This window comes from Flavobacterium sp. (assembly GCF_029242675.1).
In the GTDB taxonomy this organism is placed as follows: Bacteria; Bacteroidota; Bacteroidia; order Flavobacteriales; family Flavobacteriaceae; genus Flavobacterium.
Genome location: NZ_JAQWTM010000217.1, coordinates 1 through 4,475, shown reverse-complemented (window position 1 = coordinate 4,475; position 4,475 = coordinate 1). Strand labels below are relative to the sequence as shown.

At 34.2% G+C, this 4,475-nt stretch carries 5 protein-coding genes and 1 pseudogene; 3 read left to right on the top strand and 3 right to left on the bottom strand.

Annotation, left to right across the window (positions count from 1 at the left end; all coding sequences use genetic code 11):
* The first annotated feature begins 312 nt into the window (after positions 1 to 312).
* On the top strand, positions 313 to 1,179 hold the full coding sequence (locus tag P8M54_RS08095) for an alpha/beta hydrolase-fold protein (RefSeq protein WP_300287044.1): 867 nt from the start codon (positions 313 to 315) through the stop codon (positions 1,177 to 1,179).
* Between the two features lie 81 nt (positions 1,180 to 1,260).
* On the opposite strand, the gene P8M54_RS08090 is transcribed toward P8M54_RS08095, so the two are convergent.
* A complete protein-coding gene (locus P8M54_RS08090) occupies positions 1,261 to 1,836 on the bottom strand; it encodes a DUF1543 domain-containing protein (protein ID WP_300287041.1) in 576 nt (191 codons plus the stop codon).
* Positions 1,837 to 1,920: 84 nt separating this feature from the next.
* Here P8M54_RS08090 and P8M54_RS08085 point away from each other — a divergent pair, with 84 nt between their 5' ends.
* Positions 1,921 to 2,418, top strand: a complete 498-nt coding sequence (locus P8M54_RS08085) for a hypothetical protein (protein ID WP_300287039.1) — start codon at positions 1,921 to 1,923, stop codon at positions 2,416 to 2,418.
* A 27-nt stretch (positions 2,419 to 2,445) separates the two neighbouring features.
* Entirely contained in the window at positions 2,446 to 2,946 is a 501-nt protein-coding gene (locus tag P8M54_RS08080; protein ID WP_300287037.1) for a hypothetical protein, read from the top strand.
* Between the two features lie 66 nt (positions 2,947 to 3,012).
* Here P8M54_RS08080 and P8M54_RS08075 read toward each other — a convergent pair whose 3' ends face one another.
* Complete coding sequence (locus P8M54_RS08075) at positions 3,013 to 3,951, bottom strand: TerC family protein (protein ID WP_300287035.1); 939 nt, start codon at positions 3,949 to 3,951, stop codon at positions 3,013 to 3,015.
* Between the two features lie 134 nt (positions 3,952 to 4,085).
* Positions 4,086 to 4,475: pseudogene (locus tag P8M54_RS08070) on the bottom strand (glutamine synthetase); the annotation flags it as partial.

Here is a 4,475-nt window from a genome sequence, read left to right as displayed (position 1 = left end):
AGAGAACCATTTTTTGCGGAGCGAAAAGCATGTGAATCGCTTATCCGATTTTTATCGGGATCTAGAGAACCGCTTTTTACGAAGTAAAAAGCGTGTGAATCGCTTATCCCGATTTTTATCGGGATCTAGAGAACCATTTTTTACGAAGTAAAAAGAGTGTGAATCACTTGTCCCGATTTTTATAGGGAGCTTCAATATAATATATCAATGAAGACCTTTCAGTTTTGAAAGGTCTTTTTTTGTTAGGGAACAGGGATGTTGTTTAAGGCTAAAAATAGTATCTTTACTTTTTAACATGAAACGGTACACAAGATGAAAAGGCTTTATTTTATTTTCTTATTTTTTCTATTAATTCAGACAGGTTCGGCCTATGCTGCAGTAGTTGATACATTACAAATCTCCAGTGCAGCCATGAATAAGACCTATAAAGCGGCGGTAGTTTTACCGAGTTCATATGCAAAAAGCAAGTCGAAATATCCTGTTTTGTATTTGCTCCATGGTGCTTATGGGCATTTTAATGACTGGCTTTCTAAAACACCTAATAAAGATTTAATACACCAATTGGCTGATCAGTACAATATGATTGTCGTAATGCCAGAAGGAGAAACCTTTAGTTTTTACTTAGATAGTCCCGTAAATCAAGGAAGTCAGTTCGAGACGTATATTACCAAAGAAGTGGTACAAAAAATAGACAATACCTACCGAACCATTACTGATAGGAAAGGTCGTGTGATATCAGGTTTGTCTATGGGTGGACATGGAGCGCTCTACTTGTCGGCAAAACATCCAGAATTATTTTGCGCAGCGGGAAGCATGAGCGGCGCAGTAGATATGGGAAGCATGATGACGCCAGAATCTAAAGAGAGAATTACGAAATTAATGGAGCCAGTTTTTGGAAAAGAAGGCAAATCACAAGAAGTCTATGCCTCCTATGCCGTTTTAAACATGGTGCCTACAATGACAAATAATAAATTAGCTTTAATACTGGACATTGGGGTGGATGATTTTTTGATTGAATCCAATCGTGAATTACATCGCAGATTAGTGTATTCGAAAGTGGCACATGATTATACGGAGCGTCCGGGCGCTCACACTTGGGAATACTGGGAAAATGCATTGCCTTATCATATGTTGTTTTTTATCAAAGTAATAAAAAGCAATGGTGTTCTATTACAATAGAAGCCAATTGATGTGTTAAACAAGAAGGACTTTCATAATTATGAAAGTCCTTCTTGTTTAAATATAGCTCAGTCAATTGAGTTAAACAGCAATCGTTTTTATTTTAACGTATCCAATATGCAGTTCATCTTCCTCTAATGGTGTCTCAGATTTTGTGATTTTCAAGCTATAAAGTTCCTTATATTGCTGGTCTAATATATCATTCACTCGGTGTGTTTCATCAACATCAATTCCATATTTATCATCAATATGAGAAGCACCCGCGCCTTCAAAGCCGCAATGTTTAAAAAAGGTGGTTGTTTTTACTTTTCGGGTAGCAACTCCTAAAGTTTTGGCAACGGTAACCATTTTATAATGATATTCTTCAAATTCTCCTTTTTTATATCCCCCCAAGTTGATAAAAAATAGCGAAGCTTCACTTGGTTCCAATTGCTTTGTTTTTGCAATGATTTCGATGGAATGATTGTCTACTGAGGTAATTTCGCGCCAAGCATCTATGTGGATTTTTCCTTTGGCTTCAGGCCAAAAAGCTTTCATCTCAGGAACTAAATCTTTTACGGAGGTTCCAATTCCAAAAAAAATATCGTGTTGTTCTGTTAGGCGTCCTTTTGGCGTACAGCCTAGCATTACCATGTAAAGTTTGTGTTTGTTTTCCATACATCAAAGCTACAAAAAATTATTAAAATAAATTTTGGCATAGTTCATGGATAAGGATAAAAAGAACAAGTTAAATTAATCATTATGAAAAAATTATTTACCCTTTTATTATTTGTGGGCGTTTTAAGTTTACAAAGTTGTACGATAACTGATGATTTATATCTTGAAGATACATCAGTAAGTGAAGTTTTTGAAGTGCCTACCTCATTTACGGCATCAAATAATTATAGCAAACAAATTATTTTTAATTCAAAGCTCTATGCTTCTGATGAGGTATTGGTTTACCGTTTAATCGGAAGTGCTCAAGGTAAAAATATTTGGAAATTATTACCAGAAGCACATTATTTTAATGATGGTTCATTCGATTTTGGATACGAGTATGATTATTCTCTTAGAGATGTCACCGTGTACTTAGTAGGTAATAATCTTAGTACGGTTCCAACTTCTTACAGATTAAATCAAGTGCTACAAGTTGTTATTGTTCCGGGGAATTTCGCAAAGCTAGTAAACAAGAATGATTACTTTAATGTAATGTCAACCTTGAAATTGAAAGAATCAGATATTCAAACAATTAATTTATAATATTATATAACCTTAAAATATACAGCCATGAAAAAAGTATTTACCCTTTTAGCACTAGTAGGACTTATTAGTCTACAAAGTTGCACAGTTACTGACGTAGCACCTATCAATGATAATGATACGATAAGTGAGGTTTTTGAAGTAACCACAAGTTTTAATGCGTCAAACAGTTATTCAAAAATAGTAGGGCTTAACCCCGCGATATTCGCTTCGGATGTGGTTCTTGTCTACCATCTTTACGATGTTGTTAATGGTCAAGATGTATGGAGACAAATGCCTCAAACGTATTACATTGATAATGGTGGAGCGATCGATTATAATTTTGACTTTACTAGAAATGATGTGAAGATTTTTATGGGAGCAAATTTTGCTTTGAATACGATTCCATCTAGTTGGACGCAAAATCAAACTTTTAGAATCGTTTTAGTTCCAGGTAAATTTGCCTCTTTAATTGATAAAAAAGATTATATCTCGGTTCTTGCTGCCCTTAATTTGAAGGAGAGCCAAGTACAGAAAGTCAATTTCTAACATTTAGATCTAGAGAAAAAGGAGAGCAATTTGCTCTCCTTTTTTATTGAATTTAGTTTGGATTCTTTAGTCGGCTTTATTTTTATAAAGTGAAAATACCACTCCAGATAGTAATGAAACCGCTATTACTGCCAGTGAAACCCATTCTGGAATTTCTACAAAATCTTGTATGATCATTTTTATTCCTACAAAGGTTAAAATTACAATAAGGCTGTACTCTAAATAACTAAATTTTTCAAGCATGTTTGCTAAAAAGAAATACATAGATCGTAATCCAAGTATTGCGAATATATTAGAGCTAAACACTAAAAAGGGATCATTGGTAATGGCTAAAATCGCAGGTACGCTATCAACAGCAAATACCACATCCATAACCTCAATAACAACTAGCGCAACAAATAGTGGTGTTGCAGCGGTTAAATGTCGTCTTTTTACAAAAAAGTGTTCGTCATCGATATGATTCGAAATGGGAATTATTTTTTTTAAGCTTTTGTATACAAAAGAGGTTTTGGGGTCAAATTGATCTTCATCGCCGTTCCATAACATTTTAGCAGCAGTATAGATTAAAAAAGCGCCAAAAATATAAGTAGTCCAAGCGAATTTATGGATAATTAAAACGCCAAAATAAATCATCAATCCTCGAAAGAATATAGCTCCAAGAATACCCCAAAAAAGGACACGGTGCTGGTATTTTTGCGGAATCTTAAAGGCTGAAAAAATGATGGCAATGACAAATATGTTGTCGATACTTAAAGAAAGTTCAATTAAATACCCAGTAATGTATTTAATCGAAGCTCCTATTGGTTTTAAATTGTCGGGATTTTCAATATAGCCATTGCCATAAATCCAATAGATAACTCCCGAAAATAAAAAGGAAACTGTGATCCAAATTACAGTCCACTTCGTAGCTTCTTTGGTACTTATGATATGAGGCGTTTTATTAAAAACACCTAAATCTATGGCAAGAATAATAATAATTATAATAAAGAATGAAATCCAGACCATTGCAACTCAATTTTAAGTTCTATGACAAAGATACTTTTTGATTCTTGATTTTTAAGGTCATCACGGTATTAATTATAGGTACAAAAAAAAGTGCCATTATTAATAATGACACTTTGTTAATAGTTGTGTTGTAATTAAAGAACAGAGTTCACTGTTTTTATAATTCTAGCAGCAATTTTATATGGATCTCCGTTTGAAGCTGGTCTTCTGTCTTCAAGCCATCCTTTCCATCCTTTTTGAACTGTCATTAATGGAATACGAATCGAGCAACCTCTATCAGATACTCCATAGGAAAAATCATGAATAGATGCAGTTTCATGTTTACCTGTTAAACGCAAATCATTGTAAGCGCCATATACTGCGATATGCTCGGCAGTAACAGAGCGGAAAGCTTCACATATTTTTTCATAAGTTTCTTGTGATCCACATGTTCTAAGAACTTCATTTGAGAAATTAGCATGCATTCCTGAACCATTCCAGTCTGTATCGCCTAGCGGTTTTGGATGGTATTCAATGTAATACCC